Here is a 15,053-nt window from a genome sequence, read left to right as displayed (position 1 = left end):
CCATGCTCCGCATCCTCACCCGCTCCCTGCGCGTCGGCCTCGTCACCGAGGCCCCGCCTCGCTGCGACGACACCGTCGTCGAGGCCCTCGGCATCCGGGTGCGGCGGGTGCTCACCGAGCGCTTCGCCGGCGCCCTGGCGATCCGCCAGGTGGACGCCGGCTCCTGCAACGCCTGCGAGCTCGAGATCCACGCGCTCAACAACGCCTTCTACGACGTGGAGCGCTTCGGGGTCCACTTCGTGGCCTCGCCCCGGCACGCGGACGCCCTGCTCGTCACCGGTCCGGTGTCCCGGCACATGGAGGCCGCCCTGCGCCGCACCTATGAGGCCACGCCCGCCCCCCGTCTCGTGATCGCGGCCGGTACCTGCGCCTGCGACGGGGGGGAGTTCGGGGTGTCGTACGCGAGTTGCGGTGCCGTCGCGAACGTCATCCCCGTCGACGTCACCGTGCCCGGCTGCCCCCCGACCCCCGAGGCCCTGCTGAGGGGGATCCTGCGGGCCACGGAGAGCCGGTCGAGGACGCGGAGGTAGCCCTGGTTTTCTGCTGCGCAGGCGGCCGGTCCCAATCCCGGGCGGACGTCCCCGCAGCGATTGGTGGGAGGTGGAAGCTCATGAAGAAGCTGTGGGGGTTGTTGCTGGTCTCTCCGTAGGTGCTGGCCGGCTGCGCCGCGGGCACTCACTTCAACGTCCCGAACAAGGCGGAGCGCGTGCCCCAGTGGGTCCTGGACACCGAGGCCGCCGTCGCCAGGGCCGAGGCCTCGGCGGGCGCCCGCGCCTGCCCGGATAAGGTCGCGAAGGCGAAGGACCTGGGCAAGAAGGCGGTCGAGGTCTACTGGTCCTGCCGCGACGGTGAGGCCGAGAAGCTGGCGAGCGAGGCGCGCGATACGGCGGCAGCCGCCGAGAAGTGCGCGGGCTCGTCGGTGGGCGTCCATCCGGTCTACTTCGACACCGCCCAGGCGACGCTCGGCCCGAAGGCCCAGGCCACCCTGGAGCAGGCGGCGAAGGTGCTGAAGGACAACCCGAGCTACAAGTTCTCGCTGGTGGGCAGCACCGACGCGCGGGGCGGTGACGCCTACAACCAGGCCCTCGGCCAGCGGCGTGCGGCCGCGGTGCGGGACTACCTCGTGGGCCGCGGCATCGCTGCGGACCGGCTCACCGCGGCGAGCGTCGGCGAGGCGAAGCCCGCCGCATCGAACGACACCCCCCAGGGCCGCGCGGAGAACCGCCGCGTGGACGTCGTGATCCAGAAGTAGCGCTACCCGCAGGGCGGCGGCTGGGCCGCATGACCAGGTCGCCGCCGGGTCACGCGGCCGAAGGCCGCGCGTCATTCACCATCAGGAGGAGAGGATCCCATGGAAAGCTTGATTCCGTTGATCATTCAGCTCATCAGTGGCGCCGTCGGCGGCAACATCACCGGCTCGCTGTTCAAGAACCTGTCTCTCGGCAGCGTCGGGAATTCCATCGCCGGCATCCTGGGCGGCGGTCTCGGTGGACAGCTGCAGAGCATGGCTGGGCTCGCCACGGGCGGCGGGATGGACCTCGCGGGCATCATCGGCAGCATCGCCAGCGGCGGTGTGGGCGGCGGCGTGCTGATGGCCATCATCGGCCTGGTCAAGAAGATCTTCGCGAAGTAAGCCGGCCTCGGTCGACTCGGCGGGGCCGCCCCAGGGCCGGCCCCGCCGTCCCACCCCTCGAGCGGTGGCCGCCCCCGCCGGGCGCAGGCGCGTATCATTCGAGCCCGTGCCCCCACTCACCGCCTCCGCCCAGGGCGCTGCACCCTCCCGCGTGCACTACGCGTGGGTGGTGCTCGCGGTGGCCACGCTGGTGGTCTTCGCCTCCCTCGGGCTCGCCCGCTTCGGCTACACGATGCTGCTGCCCTCGATGCAGGCGGACCTGGGGCTCGACAACGCCCAGGCCGGGGCCCTCGCGACAGCGAATCTCGCGGGCTACCTCGCCCTGGCGGTGCTCGGCGGGGCACTCGCCTCGCACTTCGGGCCCCGTGTCGTGATCGCCGCCGGGCTGGCCCTGGCGGCCCTCGGGATGCTGCTCACCGGGCTCGCCGGGGGCTTCACCGCGGCCATGGGCTGGCGCGCACTCACGGGCCTCGGCAGCGGCGCGAGCAACGTCCCGGTCATGGCGCTCCTCTCGGCCTGGTTCGGGCGCCGGCGCCGGGGGCTCGCCGCCGGCGTCGCGGTCACCGGGTCCTCGTTCGCGGTCATCCTGCTGGGGCCCCTGGTGCCGCGCCTGCTGGAGGCGTACGGCGCCGACGGGTGGCGGGCCTGCTGGCTCGGGTTCGGGGGCGTGACGCTCCTCCTCGCGGTCCTGGCCCTCGCCCTGCTCCGGGACCGGCCGGCCGAGCTCGGCCTGGCCCCCCTGGCGGCCGGGCCCGAGGAGGCGCCGACCTCAGCCCCGCAGGGCCCCGCACCCGAGGGCGGCACCCTGCCCCACTGGTCGAGCGTCTACCGCTCGCCCGTCGTCTGGCACGTGGGCCTCATCTACGTCGCCTTCGGCTTCTCCTACATCATCTACGTGACCTTCTTCACCAAGTACCTGATCGCCGAGGGCGGCTACACCCAGGCCGAGGCGGGCGGGCTCTTCATGACCCTGGGCTGGCTGAGCCTCGCGTGCGGCCTGCTCTGGGGGTGGGTCTCGGACCACATCGGCCGCAAGCCGGCCCTGGTCATCGTCTACCTCATCCACACCCTCGCCTTCGGACTCTTCGCGCTCTGGCCGGCGCCCCCGGGCCTCCTGCTGTCCGCCGTCCTCTTCGGACTCTCGGCGTGGAGCATCCCGGCCATCATGGCTGCGGTCTGCGGCGACCTCCTCGGCCCGCGCCTCGCCCCCGCGGGCCTCGGCTTCATCACCCTGTTCTTCGGCGTCGGCCAGGCGCTCGCCCCCAGCGCCGCCGGCCTCATCGCGGACGCGGCCGGCTCGCTCGCCCCCGCGATGCTGCTGGCCACCGGCGTCGCGCTCCTCGGCGCCCTCGGCTCGCTGCTCCTCGGCCACCCCGGCCTGGCCCGCCGTGCCCCACCGCGTTGACATCCGGGCGCGCACGGGTCAATTTTGCTTTCAGGATCCACAGAACAAATCGCGCGACGCGCCGACCGGCCCTCGGGCCCGAGGCGAGACCGTCGCCCACAAGCCCCGCATGGAGGACCTCCGATGAACGTCACCGCCTCTCCCATGAAATACCTCGAAAAGGCCATGAGCGGACTGCACAGCCTCGGCCTCGTCCCGGAAGGCAAGCCGGAGGAGGCGCCGGTCGTCGCCCTCCTCAACCAGATCACGGGCCTCGACGAGGAGCGGGTCGTCGCCATCGCCCGGACGCTGAGTCAGGCCTCCCTCTTCAACGAGGTGGTGCGCGAGCAGGTCCAGGCCATGGAGGTCGGGGAGCGCTACGAGACCATCGTCGAGGCCTTCAACAGCATCCGCGACGACGCCAAGTCGATGGTGAAGCAGATCGAGGACGGGCGCCTGGACACCTTCGAGCGGCTGAGCAACGTCTGGATGAAGGTCACCCGCGGCGACATCGCCCAGCGCTTCGACAAGATCAAGGACACCTACCTCGACGTCACCCGCGCGACCCGGGACCAGATCGGGCGCGAGCAGACCATCCTCGACGCCTACCAGGACTTCCGCGGCGCGCTGAAGCAGTCCGAGGTGCTGGCCCTCGAAGTGCTGAAGAAGGCCGAGGGCAAGGTGGAGGCGGCCCGCGCCGAGGTGCAGTCCGCGATGCAGGCCCTCGCCGCGTTCCAGGGGGAGGCCGGGGCCGAGCGGGCCCGCCTCGAGCTCGCGCGCGACGAGAAGGTGCGCTCGCTGCAGGACACGGAGAAGCGCTACCAGGTGGCGAAAGACCTCTCCGACAACCTGACCGTGAGCTACAACACCTCCGAGGTGGTCATGGCGCGCCTGCTCCAGACCACCAACGCCAAGGAGCGCGTGTACTCCCAGGCGGTGAGCTTCTTCGGCACCAACGAGGTGGTGCTGACCGCGCTCTCCGCCTCCTACACCGGGATGTTCGGCCTGCACGAGAGCACCCAGACGGTCGAGGCCATGAAGGAGGGCGTGAGCCGCTCCCTCGAGGACCTGGCCGAGATCGGCGGCAAGGTCCAGGAGGCAGCGGTCAAGGCCGGCTACGGCCCGACCATCCGCGCCGACGCGGTGAAGAAGCTGGTGGAGTCGGTGGTGACCTGGCAGACGCGCTCGCGCGAGATCATCGAGGAGATGCGCCGGCAGAGCACCGCCAACGCCCAGGAGATCCGCAACGCCGTCGAGGACGCCAAGCGGCGCATGGCCCACCTCGCCCAGGAGGGTAAGGCCCTGGCGGCTCCGGCCTCGTGAGCGCGGGGATGCCCCAGGCAGCGGCGGCCGAGCGGCCGCCGCTCGACGACGTCATGCTGGCCATGGACGTCGTCGACACGCTGCGCCGGCGCCAGCAGCTCGTGGAGCGCGAGCTCGACGAGGAAGGGCGGGCGCTCGACCTGAAGGAGCGGCTGCGCAAGATCTACGCGGCCCAGGGCATCGCGGTCCCGGACCACGTCCTCGAGGAGGGAGTGGCCGCGCTGCGCGAGGACCGCTTCGTCTACCGGCCGCCGGAGCCGAGCCTCGCGACCCGGCTCGCCCACCTCTACGTCCGCCGGCGCGTCTGGGGCCGCTGGCTGGTCGGCGGCGTCGCCGCACTCGTCCTCGCCGTTAGCGCCTACTACGCGACCGTCGTCGCCCCGCGCTCCGCCCTTCCCAACGAGGTCAACGCGCTGCACGGTCAGGTCCTGGCGCTGGCCGAGTCCGATCCCGCGCGCGGGCTCGCCGGCAGCTACCGCGCCGCGGCCGAGAGCGCCCTGAAGGGGGGCAACGAGAAGGCCGCCCGGGAGATGCTCGTGGCCATGAAGGCCCTGCGCGAGACCCTGGAACAGGAATATACCCTGCGCATCGTCTCGCGCCCGGGCGAGCACTCGGGCGTGTGGCGAGTGCCCGACGACAATCCCGACGCGAAGAACTACTACCTCATCGTCGAGGCCGTGGACGCCCGCGGGAACGCCGTCCCCGTGGAGGTCACGAGCGAGGAAACCGGCAAGCGCAAGCGGGTGTCCCAATGGGGCTTGCGGGTCTCCGAGGCGGACTTCCGCCGGGTGGCCGCCGACAAGCAGGACGACGGGATCATCCAGAACAACCGTTTCGGCGTGAAGCGTCGCGGCTTCCTCGACCCGGAGTACGAGGTCCCGACCGCCGGCGGCGCCCTGACCGAGTGGTGACCTCATGCCCATGCTGACCGGTAGGGACGCGCTGACCCGGATCGACGACGCCCTCGGCGAAGAGCAGCACCGGATGGAGGAGGTCCACCGGCGCATCGAGGAGGTGAGCGGCCAGCTGCTGCAGCTCGGCAGGGCGCGGGTGGAGGACCTCCGGGACCTGGCCCGGCTGCGCGTGGGGCTGATCGCCGCGGGGGGCCTGGTCTCGGGGCTCGACGAGGCCGACCGGCAGGTCGCGGCCCTGCTCGCCTCGCGGCCCGCCGCCCAGGCGGCGCTCGCGGAGCGCATCCGCGCCAACCAGCACCAGCAGTCTGCGCTCGAGGCCGAGCGTCGGACCCAGGCCGACGCGCTGGAGGCCGCCTCGGACGCGGTGGACGCCGCCGAGGCGAGGACCCAGGCCCGCCTGGCGGCGCAGCCCGACTACCAGGCGCAGCAGAACCGCACGCGCGACGCCGAGCGGATCGCGCAGCACGCGGAAGACAAGGCGAGGTACAGCGAGCAGGAGCTCGACCAGAAGGGCCGGTCCTACCGGGACGACCCCCTCTTCTCCTATCTCTGGGAGCGTGGCTACGGGCTGGCGGCCTACCAGGCCTCACCGCTCGTACGCTGGCTCGACGGCAAGGTGGCAAGTCTCATCGGGTACGCCGGGGCGCGCGCCAACTTCGCGCGCCTCCAGGAGATCCCGGTGCGCCTGCGCGAGCACGCCAACGCCACTCGCCAGCGTGCGGACGTGGAGATCGAGGCCCTCCGGGGGCTCGACGAGGCGGGCCGCAAGGCCGACGGCATCCCCGCGCTGGTGCGGGTACGGGAGCAGGAGCGGGCCGTGCTCGAGACCCTCGACTCCCGCATCGAGCAGGCGGCCGCCGACCACCGGCGGCTGCTGGACGAGCAGGCGGCGTTCGCCGCCGGCGAGGACCCGGCCTACCGCAAGGCAGTGGAGTACCTCGCCTCGGAGCTCCAGCGCGAGGACCTCCAGGAGCTCCGGCGGGACGCCCAGGCAACGCCCTTCCCCGAGGACGACGTGGTCATCGCCCGCCTGCTCGACCGCGAGCGCCAGGAAGAGGCGCTGCGGGCGACGCTCGCCGAGCTGAAGCAGGCGACCCAGCAGCACCTGGCGCGGCTCCAGCAGATCGAGTCGCTGCGAGTGGACTTCAAACGCCGCCAGTACGACCGGGGGGACTCGGTGTTCTCCGACGGGTCGCTGCTCGGTGTCATGCTGAGCAGCTTCCTGAACGGGCTCCTGGACCGCGACAGTCTCTGGCGGGTGTTCGAGCAGCAGCAGCGCTACCGTCCCCAGCGCGCCGACCCGACGTTCGGGTCCGGGGCCTTCGGCCGGGGCTCGGTCTGGGGGCGCGGCACCACACGCGGAGGGGGATGGACCTGGGGCGGCGGAGGCGGTCTCGGCGGCCTCGGAGGCCTCGGAGGCGGGGGCCGCAGCGGGGGCTTCCGCACGGGCGGGGGATTCTAGGCCCGGAGCGCGCGGCGGAGGCGCGCAGGGCCCTCCGCCGTCACGCGAGGCCGATCACCTGGGCCCGCGGCCCCGGGGGCCCATCATCCACGGGGGTGGCATCATTCCGGGCGGACCGCCCATCGGGCCACCCGGCGGCATCATTCCGGGGGGCATCCCCGGCCCGGTGGGCATCCCCGGAGGCATGCCCGCACCCGGGGGCAGCGCGAACGCCGGCGGGGGCACCTGCCGCCCTGCCTGGACGGCCGCCTGGTACTGCCGCCAGGTGTCGAGCTTCCACTGCTGGTACTGGTAGAACTGGGCCGCCTCCAGCTGCTGGTGAGCGGCGAAGCGCTGGCGCTCCTGCTCCTGCACCGCCGTGAGCTTCGCCCGGTCCTGCTCTTGCTTCATCCCGAGCCCCCGGTTCTCCTGGTCCTGGTGCGATCGGAAGGCCTGCCAGTCGCGCCGCCACCAGTCCTCGGCCAGGGTGTCCTCGGCGAGGCCCGCGGGTGTCGGGGCCGGGGTCCCGGCAGGGCCCGCAGCCGCAGGGGCCCCGGCGCCGGCAGCGGGCGCACCCGCCGGAGCGGAGGGCGCCGCGGCGGGGGCCGACCCCGCGGGCGCCTCGGCGGTCTCGGTTCCGGGCAGCGGGGCGCTCAGGATGTCGCGGATACGGTCGACCAGGCTGCGGCCCTCGTCATCCTCCGGAGACCCGGACGGTTCGGCGGGGGCGCTGCCCTCACCGGGCTTGCGGGTCCCCGGCAGGGGGGCGTTCAGGATCTCGCCCAGGCGGTCCAGGAGTCCCTTGTCGTCGGTTTCGGCCATGGTGTAGCTCCAGTTTGCGAAGGGGCGTGCGGTGGCGGCCCGGCCTGCGCCGGGCCTGCGGCAGAGGGGAGACCGGTCTAGCTGGACTTGATCTTGATGCGGTTGGACAGCCAGACGAGCACCACCGCGCCGATGATGGACGTGACGACCGTGCCGAGCAGGCCGCCGACGGTGCCCTGGATGCCCGCGACCGCGAGCAGGAAGCCGCCGACCACGCCACCGGCCATCCCCAGGATGACGTCGCCGATCGTGCCGAAGGGCGGCGTACCGCCGACGAGCTTGCGGGCCACGAAGCCGGCGACGGCGCCGACCAGGATCCAGACGAGCAGAGACCAGACAGGCATGGGCAGTTCTCCTTGGGAACGTGAGGAAACGAGACTGTAGCCCTGAGCTTACCGGACCGGGGGGGGCGGAGACCATCCGGCGGGCACCCGCTCCCATCCCCCCTGCCCTGCCCTGCCCTCCCCTCTCTCTACCCCCTTCGCGCCCTGTTCACGCCGCCTTCTCGCCCGCCTTCACACCCTCTTCACCCCGCGCACGAGCTTCGAGCGGGCCGTGGACGAGAGCTCGAGCGTGACGTCGGCGAAGTGCCGGCCGAGGAACGGCCTCTCGTCCCGTGCGAAGTCCCGGTTCTTCGCGGAGCCCATCGCCGCGAGGCGCACGCCGTAGAGGAAGCGCGTCACCGGGTGGCTCGGCTCGGTGTGCTCCATCATCACGAAACGGCCGCCCGGGCGAAGCACCCGGCGCGCCTCCGCGAGGGCGCCGTCGCGCACCTCGGGGCTGAGCTCGTACATCGCGTGCGAGCAGGTGACCACGTCGAAACTGCCGTCGCCGAAGGGCAGCCGGGAGGCGTCGCCCACGACGAACCCGAGCCCCGGGGGGACTGGCGCCCGATTCTCTTCCGCCTCCGGTGAGGCCGGCGGCTGCCCAGCCCCCGCCTTCGCCCGCGCCCTGCCGATCATCCCGGTGGAGAAGTCGAGCCCCACCACGAGCCCGCCGGGCCCCGTCGCGCGCCTCGCCCGCAGGGCCACGGCGCCCGTGCCGGTGCACAGGTCGAGGACGCGGCCGCCCGCGCTGACCCCCGCACGCTCCACCAGGAAATCCCGCGCCCGCGCACTCGCGTCGCCCGAGTGCATCGCGATGACGCGGTCGTACCAGCGGGAAAACAGGTCGTAGTAGACCCGGCGAAAGCGCTTCACGGTGCGTGCCCTCCCTCGTTGCGTCGCCGCCCCCGAGGGCCGGAACGGCCTCCCGGCCCCGTCACCCGCTGGCGGCATCACGGCCGGGGCCCGGCCCACCCGCGGATCCCCCGGTGTTACCATCTCCCGGCCAAACCACCAAATCAAAGGAGGAGGATACGCACATGGGCTTCTTCAGCAAGCTACTGGAAAAGGTCGGGCTCTCCGGCGCCCGGGCAGAGCCCGCGAGCGAGGCGGCGGCGCCGGCTGGCGCTGCACCCGTGACCCAGGCCGCCCCGGCCGGGAGTCAGGCCGGACTCGCGGCGGCCCCCGCAAGTGCACCTGCGGCGGTGGCCCCGGCGGCTGCTCCAGCGGCTGCGGCTGCGCCAGCGGCCCCGGCCAAGGCCTCGCCCGCCCCGATCTCCACCGTGGACGTGGTCGCCAGGCTGGAAGGTCTCGCCAAGGCCAACCCGCAGAAACTGAACTGGAAGACCTCCATCGTGGACCTGCTGAAGCTCCTGGAGCTCGACAGCAGCCTCGCGGCCCGCAAGGAGCTCGCCACGGAGCTCGGATGCCCCGCGAACCTGATGGGCGATTCCGCCAGCATGAACGTGTGGCTGCACAAGACGGTCCTGCGCAGGCTCGCCGAAAACGGCGGCAACATCCCGCAGGAGCTTCTGGACTGACAGGGGTCGGGTGAAGGCTGGCGCGTCGGTCCCTGACGCGCCAGCCGGTGAGGCCCTTCGCAAGGCCGGGGACCCGCAGATCCCCGGTTCGTCTACTCCATCGACGGCTTCCAGACCTCCCAGACCTTACCCACCAGGCCGGGACCCGGCTTCAGGGTGATCTTGCCGGGCTCCCAGCCCGCGGGGGTCGCCTCTTTGCCGCCCGAGGCACGCACCAGCTGGAAGGCCTGGATCTGGCGGATCGACTCGGCGAACTTGCGGCCGACGGGAGGCGTGAGCACCTCCATCGCCTGGATCACGCCGTCCGGGTCGATGATGAAACGGCCGCGCAGCTCGATGCCCTGACTCTCGTCGTAGACACCGTACGCCCGGCCGACGTTTCCTGCCTGGTCCGAGGCCATGTGGAACGGCACGCCGCCGTCCACCATCTTGCTCAGCTCGTGGTCGTTCCACATCTTGTGGACGAAGTGGCTGTCCACGCTGAAAGAAATGACTTCGGCACCGAGCTCCTGCAGCTTACGGTATTGTGCGGCGACCGCCGACACTTCCGTCGCTCAAACGAACGTGAAATCGCCTGGGTAGAAACAGAGCAGCACCCACTTGCCGGCGAAATCCGACAGCTTGACGCTGGTGAAACCGCCCCGGTAATACGCGGGAGCGGTGAAGTCAGGGGCTTTCTGCCCGACGCGTGCGACCATTCGATTCGACTCCTGTGGCTTCATGAGTTCCTGGGGGGGTTGCGTGTCCGGCAGGGCCCCTTCGACCGACCCCGACACCCGGGCGCATCCCTGGGGTTGTTCTGCCATGCTGCCTCCTTTCCTGGGGGCGACTACGGTCTCGCCCACCCGCAACATACCGGACGCGCGCGTGGGCCAACAAGTGATCCATGTCGTGTCGCGGCGGGCTGCTCCCGGCCCTAGCCTTTTTCCTCCGGATCGGCCGCGCCCGGGCCGGCCGCGCCCGAGGCCCCCCGCACCGCCATCAGCACCGCGACGTACCCCTCCTTGGTGGCCGGGGCGGGCAGCTCGATGGACGCGAGCGCCCGCCACTCCAGCTCCCCGACGCGCAGGCTCGTCGTGAGCGCCCGGTCCTCCGCGAGTGCCCGCAGACCGGCCGGGGCGCCGGGGTCGTCGAGGACGTCCTTCCGGCTGCGCACGGCCCGGGGCCGGACCGGCTCCAGGACCGGCTCCACCCCCATCAGCCCGGAGACGGAGACGCCGAGGGCCCGGGCGATCGCCATCATCTGCGCGGGGGTGCCCTCCGCAACGCCGGTCTCGAGCCGGCTGATGAAGGCCTGGTCGAGCCCCACCTCCTCGCCCAACTGGTGTTGACTGAGCCGCGCCGCCTTGCGTGCGGCCCGCATGCGGGCGCCGAGCTGGGCCGAAAATGTCTCCATGGCATCAAGCATAGCAGGCCCTATGCCAACAGATCATGCTCACGAGCTCATGTGAAGGCGTCATGAGGACGCCTTGCGCAATGCGTATATGGCATCTACTCTCATTTGTGTAATGTCATTTGCTCATGGAGATGCCTCATGACCGCCCTCGACACCCTCCTCGCCGCGCTCGCCCGCCAGCCCTTCGGCAAGCGCCAGTACAAGGTCCTCCTCGCCGTCCTCTCCCTCTCCCTCGGCGGCGCCCTCCCCGGCGGCCTCCCCGGCACGGCCCTCGCCGCCGTCGAGGTCTCCTCCACCGAGCTCTCCCGGCTCACCGGCATCACCCCCGCGCACTGCCGCGAGACGGTGCTGGAGCTCGAGCACCTCGGCGTCCTGCGCTCGCGCCCCGGGGCCCGGGGCAAGCTGCTTGCGGTCGACCTCGAGCCCTGCGGCGTACCGCAACGGGACACCCGTCCCGAAACGGGGCGTCCCCCGTCCCCGAATCGGGACGCCCGCTGTCCCTGTTGCGGGACGGCTCCCCACGCGCGCGGAGGAGTACCTCCTGGATCCCAGGAGGTAGTCCCTGGATCAGGAGAAAGACAAGAAATACCACCACCACGGGGATCGGGCGCGCACGTGGTTCGCCTGCCGGTCCCCCTGCGTGGTGGTGGTCGTCCCGATCTCGCCTTTCACCGCTCCCTCAGCGACGGTGAGCGCCGGCAGGCCACCGAGCTCGTGGCTCCGGTCGGCGCCGAGGACCAGGCGCTGCTGGACGTGGTGGCTGCGGCCATCCAGGCCGGTCAGGTGCGCAAGTCCCCGCTCGCGGTGCTGGCGGCGCTGGTGCGCCGCTGGCAGGCGGGGACCTTCGACCCGACACCGGGGCTGCGGGTCGCCGAGGCCCGCCAGAGGGCCCGGGCGCTCGAGGCCATGGAGCGTCTGCGCGAGCCGGGGGCGAGACAGGGGTTGCGTGCGGTGGCGCCGCCCCGGCTCGCGCCCGGGGAGGCGCGGGCCCGGGTGGACGGACTGCGCCGCGCGATTGGCGGCGGTTCCCCTCTGGCAGGCCCGGAGCGGGCCGCAGCCGCCCGGGCGTGCCTTGGGTGAGTGCTCCTCAAGCTTGCCGTGAGGGGTTGCGATGCGAACCGTGCGATGCGAACCGTGCGATGCGAACCGTGCGATGCGAACCGTGACAGGAGATGACCGCATGAACAGCAGGCTGGCCGTGTTGGAGAGCGCGGAGCGGGTGTTCCGGACCGGGGGCGCGGCCGGGCGCGAGGGTCCCCTCGGGACGGAGGAGGCGGGGGAGGTACGCGCCCTCCCCGTGCGGGTGGACTTCGTGAAGATCACCGGCGACGGACGGCTCCAGGTGGTGCTGCTCGGCGAGGCGGTGCGGGGCGAGGACCTGGCCAAGGTGCGGGACCTGCTTGCGGTGATGCAGGGCCGGGTGTTCGTGGACTTCACGCCCGAGCAGGGGTCGCTGCCGCTGTGAGCGGGCGACCGAGGGGCGGCCTGGTCCTGCCCGCCGTGGCCCTGCTCGCCCTGGCTCTGGCTGCCGCTCCCGCTGCAAGGGCTTGCGGGGACGCGGACGCGCTCGAGGAGGCGGTCCGGCTGGTACTCTCGGCCCACCCGGTGCTCGTCGCCGGGCGCGAGGAGCAGGCCGCCCAGGCCCACCAGCACGGCTGGTCGGCGGACCTCGTGCTCGGCTACGCCCAGAAGACGACCGACCTCGACGCCGCGGGCGCCAACGCCGCCCTGCGCCTGCGCATCCCGCTCTTCGACCGCAGGCAGGAGCTCGAGGCGACCCGGGCCCGCACCGCGTGGCGGCGCGAGGAGCGGGCCGCCACCGAGGCGTTCCTCGCCGACCTCGAGCGCCTCTGCACCCGCGCCGGGGAGCTCCGTGAGCTCGAGACCCTGCGCCGCTTCCACCGGGACCGCCTGGACTACCGCCGCCAGCAGGTGGCAGAGGGTCTGGCGGAGGCGGCCTCCCTCTGGGCGGACGCCGAGCGGGTGCAGGAGGACGAGCAACGCGCCCAGCGTACGCGGGCCGATCTCGAAACCGCCCTGCTCGCCGCCGCGCGCCGGCACGGGGGAAACGAGTGGAGCCGCCTGCAGGCCTTGTTGGCCGCGATCACGAGGTAGCCGAAGTGTGCGCGGCCCTGGCGGCCGGGCACTCGGTCCTCGTGCGGGGGCGTCCCGGGATCGGCAAGTCGGCGCTGCTCGCCGAGGCCCGCCGGCGGATCTCGGCCGACCGGCCCTGCCTCTGGGTCCGGGACACCGACACCCGGGCGATGGCCGGCGAGCTGGCCGAGCAGGCGCACCGGGCCGTGGGGCTGCAGGTGCCGGAGCATCTGGTCCCCCAGCGCCACCGGGCGGCGGCCTACCGGGCGGGGAAGCTGCGCTGGGAGTGGGTGCGCGGCGCCCTGGCCCGGGCCCCGTCCCGGGAGGTGGTGGCACTCGTCGTGGAGTCCGTCCGGGACCGGGGCGCCGTCGTGTTCGTGGAGTCCATCGACCTCCCGCCCGCCCGCGCCGAGCTCCTCCTCGCCCTCGCCAGCGTGGCGCCCCTCGCCGCGGCGAGTGACGCCGGCCGGCGCCGCCCCCACCTGGAGGAGCTCCTCTGGCGCTTCCACCGGGTGGTGGACCTCGGCCCCCTGCCGCGGGCCGCGACCCGGGCCCTGGCCGAGCGCTGGCTCGCCGAGAGGCCGGTCGCCTTCGCCAGCCCGCGGGTGCGCGAGGCTTTCCTGCGCGCGGTGGAGCACGAGAGCGGGGGGGTGCCGGCGGCGATCGAGGGGATGGTCGGCGCCGCCGCCCACGACGCTCTGGTCACCCTCGCCGGGGTGCGCGCCTACCGCCACGAGGCGGGGGCGAGGTACTTCGACATGACCCCACTGCTGCTCGTGGCCCTCGTCGCCTTCGTCGCCCTGCGCTACATCGCCCGGGGCGCGAACGACGTGGAGCTGTTCGTGCTGTCCGGCGTGGTGACCTCGCTCCTGGTGGGCCTGCGCATGCTCCTCGGGCGGTTCCGGTGAGGGGGCCCGCGCGGGGCCCGAGTGGCAGGCGGGGCCCGGGCGGGAGGCGGCCCCGGTGATGACGCCCACGCACCTGGTCACCGGCCAGAGCGCCTACCTCCTCGCCTGCGTCGTCTCCGGGCGGGTGCCCGCGCTCGCCGAGGCGGCCAGCGCCCTGCTGGGCGCGGTGCTCCCCGATCTCGACCTGCGCCAGTCCTGGGCCGGCAGGCTGCTGCCGGGCGCGAGCGGCTGGCTGGAGGACCGCTTCGGCCACCGCACGCTGACCCACTCCCTGCTCCTGCAGGCAGGCGCCGGCCTCGCCGCCTGGGCCCTCCTGCCGCCGGGCCACGCCCTCGCGCTCCTCGCCGGCTGGGCGAGCCACAGCCTCGCCGACATGACGACGCCCGCGGGGGTCGCCTGGCTGTGGCCGAGCCGCGTGCGCTGCGTGGTCCCGGGGAACCCCCGCTACCGCATCGAGTCCGGGGGCGGGGGCGAGCTCGCGTTCCTCGTGGTCGTGGCGCTCCTCGGCGCGCTCGCGATGCCGCTCGCCGCGAGCGGGCTCGGGGCGAAGGGGCTCATCCGCGCGGGGCTCGGGGAGATCGGCTCCGCCCGGCGCGCCTACGACGCGGGGATGGGGTCGCGCGCCTTCACCCTGTCCCTGCGCGGGCGCGACCGGCGCACCCACGCCGACGTCTCGGGCTGCTACCCGGTGCTGGGGCCGTTCGCCGAGGGCGGCTTCCTGGTCGCCACCCCGCTCGGCCCGCGCTCGGTGGGACCCGCGTCCTCCGCCGACTGGCACCCGGAGCGGGCCGTCCTGGTCCCGGGGGATGCGGAAGAGACCACCTCCCTCGCGCTGAAGACCCCCCGCATCGGCGCCCGGGCGCTGGTGCAGGCCCTCGCACCCCTCGAGCCCCTGGGCCGGGTGTACCTCCTCGGCACCTTCACCGCGCCCGGCGCCCGCGGCGACCCGCCCACCGTCGCCGTCTCCGGCGACCGGGTCACCCTGGCCTATGCCGGCGCGGACCGCGTGGCAGCCCTCGGCGAGACCCCTCTGCGCGAGGTCGACCTCGTTGCCCAGGTGCGCCACGCCCCGGGGGTGGCGGTGCCGGAGGTTGCCCTGCCGCCCGCCGGGCGGCCCGCGCTGCCGGAGTCGCTCGGCCGGTGGACGGGTGCCGGTTGCGCCGGGGGGGAGGCACCCTGTCCCCCCTGACGCCGTCCGCCCCGGCGGGACGGCCCGCCAGCCGGCGGCTCGCGGCGTTCTGGCTGGTGGCCGCCCTGGGGCTTGCAGGCCCCTG

At 73.3% G+C, this 15,053-nt stretch carries 17 protein-coding genes and 1 pseudogene; 12 read left to right on the top strand and 6 right to left on the bottom strand.

Translation table 11 applies throughout. The features are described from left to right. Nucleotides 1-2 precede the first annotated feature (2 nt). The 7 genes from nuoB (at nt 3) to KA217_04735 (ending at nt 6,716) form a co-directional block, all read left to right on the top strand. Nucleotides 3-530, top strand: a complete 528-nt coding sequence (nuoB, locus tag KA217_04765; protein MBP7711761.1) for an NADH-quinone oxidoreductase subunit NuoB — start codon at nt 3-5, stop codon at nt 528-530. Between the two features lie 119 nt (nt 531-649). Then, the gene (locus KA217_04760) at nt 650-1,252 is read left to right on the top strand and encodes an OmpA family protein (protein MBP7711760.1); all 603 of its coding nucleotides are present in this window, start codon (nt 650-652) and stop codon (nt 1,250-1,252) included. A 99-nt stretch (nt 1,253-1,351) separates the two neighbouring features. Beyond that, on the top strand, nt 1,352-1,633 hold the full coding sequence (locus KA217_04755; protein MBP7711759.1) for a hypothetical protein: 282 nt from the start codon (nt 1,352-1,354) through the stop codon (nt 1,631-1,633). 106 nt (nt 1,634-1,739) lie between these two features. Continuing rightward, nucleotides 1,740-3,038: an MFS transporter gene (locus tag KA217_04750; protein ID MBP7711758.1), complete on the top strand. Its 1,299-nt coding sequence runs from the start codon at nt 1,740-1,742 to the stop codon at nt 3,036-3,038. Between the two features lie 123 nt (nt 3,039-3,161). Further along, nucleotides 3,162-4,340 (top strand): cell surface protein, encoded by a 1,179-nt coding sequence (locus tag KA217_04745; GenBank protein ID MBP7711757.1) that lies wholly within the window; start codon nt 3,162-3,164, stop codon nt 4,338-4,340. A gap of 8 nt (nt 4,341-4,348) precedes the next feature. Then, on the top strand, nt 4,349-5,251 hold the full coding sequence (locus KA217_04740; protein ID MBP7711756.1) for a hypothetical protein: 903 nt from the start codon (nt 4,349-4,351) through the stop codon (nt 5,249-5,251). Between the two features lie 10 nt (nt 5,252-5,261). Further along, nucleotides 5,262-6,716, top strand: coding sequence for a hypothetical protein (locus KA217_04735; protein MBP7711755.1), 1,455 nt, complete (start codon nt 5,262-5,264; stop codon nt 6,714-6,716). A gap of 54 nt (nt 6,717-6,770) precedes the next feature. On the opposite strand, the gene KA217_04730 is transcribed toward KA217_04735, so the two are convergent. The 3 genes from KA217_04730 to KA217_04720 all read right to left on the bottom strand — a co-directional run bounded on the left by KA217_04730 (nt 6,771) and on the right by KA217_04720 (nt 8,716). Beyond that, the gene (locus KA217_04730) at nt 6,771-7,517 is read right to left on the bottom strand and encodes a hypothetical protein (protein MBP7711754.1); all 747 of its coding nucleotides are present in this window, start codon (nt 7,515-7,517) and stop codon (nt 6,771-6,773) included. Between the two features lie 77 nt (nt 7,518-7,594). Beyond that, nucleotides 7,595-7,861: a GlsB/YeaQ/YmgE family stress response membrane protein gene (locus KA217_04725; GenBank protein MBP7711753.1), complete on the bottom strand. Its 267-nt coding sequence runs from the start codon at nt 7,859-7,861 to the stop codon at nt 7,595-7,597. A gap of 171 nt (nt 7,862-8,032) precedes the next feature. Then, entirely contained in the window at nt 8,033-8,716 is a 684-nt protein-coding gene (locus tag KA217_04720) for a class I SAM-dependent methyltransferase (protein MBP7711752.1), read from the bottom strand. 164 nt (nt 8,717-8,880) lie between these two features. Here KA217_04720 and KA217_04715 point away from each other — a divergent pair, with 164 nt between their 5' ends. Next, nucleotides 8,881-9,381, top strand: a complete 501-nt coding sequence (locus KA217_04715; protein ID MBP7711751.1) for a DUF3597 domain-containing protein — start codon at nt 8,881-8,883, stop codon at nt 9,379-9,381. Nucleotides 9,382-9,473: 92 nt separating this feature from the next. On the opposite strand, the gene KA217_04710 is transcribed toward KA217_04715, so the two are convergent. The 3 genes from KA217_04710 to KA217_04700 all read right to left on the bottom strand — a co-directional run bounded on the left by KA217_04710 (nt 9,474) and on the right by KA217_04700 (nt 10,789). Beyond that, nucleotides 9,474-9,926, bottom strand: a complete 453-nt coding sequence (locus KA217_04710; protein ID MBP7711750.1) for a redoxin domain-containing protein — start codon at nt 9,924-9,926, stop codon at nt 9,474-9,476. 9 nt (nt 9,927-9,935) lie between these two features. Next, nucleotides 9,936-10,187, bottom strand: coding sequence for a redoxin domain-containing protein (locus KA217_04705; protein ID MBP7711749.1), 252 nt, complete (start codon nt 10,185-10,187; stop codon nt 9,936-9,938). Nucleotides 10,188-10,297: 110 nt separating this feature from the next. Beyond that, nucleotides 10,298-10,789, bottom strand: a complete 492-nt coding sequence (locus KA217_04700) for a helix-turn-helix transcriptional regulator (GenBank protein MBP7711748.1) — start codon at nt 10,787-10,789, stop codon at nt 10,298-10,300. Between the two features lie 126 nt (nt 10,790-10,915). Here KA217_04700 and KA217_04695 point away from each other — a divergent pair, with 126 nt between their 5' ends. The 4 genes and pseudogenes from KA217_04695 to KA217_04680 all read left to right on the top strand — a co-directional run bounded on the left by KA217_04695 (nt 10,916) and on the right by KA217_04680 (nt 14,968). After that, nucleotides 10,916-11,857, top strand: a complete 942-nt coding sequence (locus tag KA217_04695) for a hypothetical protein (protein ID MBP7711747.1) — start codon at nt 10,916-10,918, stop codon at nt 11,855-11,857. A gap of 100 nt (nt 11,858-11,957) precedes the next feature. Then, nucleotides 11,958-12,242: a hypothetical protein gene (locus tag KA217_04690; GenBank protein MBP7711746.1), complete on the top strand. Its 285-nt coding sequence runs from the start codon at nt 11,958-11,960 to the stop codon at nt 12,240-12,242. A gap of 499 nt (nt 12,243-12,741) precedes the next feature. Continuing rightward, nucleotides 12,742-12,987 (top strand): annotated as a pseudogene (locus KA217_04685) (ATP-binding protein). 850 nt (nt 12,988-13,837) lie between these two features. Further along, complete coding sequence (locus KA217_04680) at nt 13,838-14,968, top strand: metal-dependent hydrolase (protein ID MBP7711745.1); 1,131 nt, start codon at nt 13,838-13,840, stop codon at nt 14,966-14,968. Nucleotides 14,969-15,053: the final 85 nt, after the last annotated feature.

The sequence above is a fragment of the Gammaproteobacteria bacterium genome, from assembly GCA_017999615.1.
GTDB lineage: Bacteria > Pseudomonadota > Gammaproteobacteria > JAABTG01 > JAABTG01 > JAGNLM01.
This window is presented reverse-complemented; position numbering and strand designations above follow the sequence as displayed.

Excerpts from the sequence above, each read along its gene's own strand:
- nuoB (MBP7711761.1), top strand. The coding sequence starts at position 3 with ATGCTCCGCATCCTCACCCGCTCCCTGCGCGTCGGCCTCGTCACCGAG.
- KA217_04755 (MBP7711759.1), top strand. The coding sequence starts at position 1,352 with ATGGAAAGCTTGATTCCGTTGATCATTCAGCTCATCAGTGGCGCCGTC.
- KA217_04745 (MBP7711757.1), top strand. The coding sequence starts at position 3,162 with ATGAACGTCACCGCCTCTCCCATGAAATACCTCGAAAAGGCCATGAGC.
- KA217_04740 (MBP7711756.1), top strand. The coding sequence starts at position 4,349 with ATGCCCCAGGCAGCGGCGGCCGAGCGGCCGCCGCTCGACGACGTCATG.
- KA217_04735 (MBP7711755.1), top strand. The coding sequence starts at position 5,262 with ATGCTGACCGGTAGGGACGCGCTGACCCGGATCGACGACGCCCTCGGC.
- KA217_04730 (MBP7711754.1), bottom strand. The coding sequence starts at position 7,517 with ATGGCCGAAACCGACGACAAGGGACTCCTGGACCGCCTGGGCGAGATC.
- KA217_04725 (MBP7711753.1), bottom strand. The coding sequence starts at position 7,861 with ATGCCTGTCTGGTCTCTGCTCGTCTGGATCCTGGTCGGCGCCGTCGCC.
- KA217_04715 (MBP7711751.1), top strand. The coding sequence starts at position 8,881 with ATGGGCTTCTTCAGCAAGCTACTGGAAAAGGTCGGGCTCTCCGGCGCC.
- KA217_04705 (MBP7711749.1), bottom strand. The coding sequence starts at position 10,187 with ATGGCAGAACAACCCCAGGGATGCGCCCGGGTGTCGGGGTCGGTCGAA.
- KA217_04700 (MBP7711748.1), bottom strand. The coding sequence starts at position 10,789 with ATGCTTGATGCCATGGAGACATTTTCGGCCCAGCTCGGCGCCCGCATG.
- KA217_04695 (MBP7711747.1), top strand. The coding sequence starts at position 10,916 with ATGACCGCCCTCGACACCCTCCTCGCCGCGCTCGCCCGCCAGCCCTTC.
- KA217_04690 (MBP7711746.1), top strand. The coding sequence starts at position 11,958 with ATGAACAGCAGGCTGGCCGTGTTGGAGAGCGCGGAGCGGGTGTTCCGG.
- KA217_04680 (MBP7711745.1), top strand. The coding sequence starts at position 13,838 with ATGACGCCCACGCACCTGGTCACCGGCCAGAGCGCCTACCTCCTCGCC.